Genomic DNA, 1,085 nt, shown 5'->3' with positions numbered 1-1,085 from the left:
CTCGATCTCGTACGCCGAACCGCACTCGACGCCTACGACCACCAGGACCTGCCGTTCGAACAACTCGTCGACGAACTCGTCCACGACCGCGACCGGTCACGCACCCCACTGATCCAGACCCTGTTCAACCACACCACCACCAGCGATGACACCATCCACGGCACCGCCACCCAACCCACCGCCGTGAAATGGGACCTGTCCCTGACCACCGTCGAGACACCCACGACGATCCACGCAGCCCTGCAGTACAGCACCGCGCTGTTCGACCGTCCGACAGTGCAGGACTGGGCGGATCACCTGGCGGTTCTGCTGGAGTCGGTGGTGGCCGGCCCGGATCGGCCGGTCTCGCTCCTGCCCATGCTCACCGGACGGGACCACGGCCTGCTCGCCGCACTCAACGACACCGCCGCCGACACGGCTCGGATCAGCATCGTCGACCTGTTCCGCAGGCAGGACCCGGGCCGGGTCGCGATAGTCGACGGCGACCGGCACGTCCTGTACCGGGAACTCGAGCAGGACTCCGACCGGCTCGCCCTCGCCATCCAGACCGAAGGCGTCCGCTCCGGCGATCTCGTGGCACTGGTCCTGCCACGCGGCACGGAGCTGATCACGGCCATGCTCGCGGTCGTCAAGGCCGGAGCCGCCTATCTGCCGATCGACGTCACCACCCCGGCGGCCCGCATCAGCCGGCTTCTGGAAGAGGCAACCCCAGCTGCCGTCCTGACCAGCCTGGACACCACGAACGTCCCCTCCGGCGGACCGGAAGTCCCCGCCTACTTCCGCCACCTCCGTACCGCCTCGGTGGGTTTCTCTCTCGTCCTTCGAACGGCCCGGCCCGCCACCGCCGTACCGAACCAGCCGACGGCCCCCCTACCCGATCAGCCCGCCTACCTGATCTACACCTCAGGCTCGACCGGCACCCCCAAAGGCGTCCTGATCCCCCACCACAACCTCACCAACCTGATCACCACGACGGCCGGCCTCTACGGGTTCGGCCCCGACGACACCTGGACCCTGTTCCACTCCCCCGCCTTCGACTTCGCCGTCTGGGAAATCTGGGCACCACTACTCACCGGCGGACGCCT

1 protein-coding gene is annotated in these 1,085 nt (G+C 68.1%); it reads left to right on the top strand.

The genetic code is table 11. From position 1 onward, the window contains the following. A partial coding sequence (locus tag CLV67_RS50830) for an AMP-binding protein (protein ID WP_146169680.1) occupies positions 1–1,085 on the top strand: 1,085 nt, incomplete at both ends.

The sequence above is a fragment of the Actinoplanes italicus genome, assembly GCF_003001815.1.
Lineage (GTDB): Bacteria > Actinomycetota > Actinomycetes > Mycobacteriales > Micromonosporaceae > Actinoplanes > Actinoplanes italicus.
The sequence above is the reverse complement of the archived record's forward strand: the minus strand, read 5'-3'. Positions and strand labels throughout refer to the sequence as shown.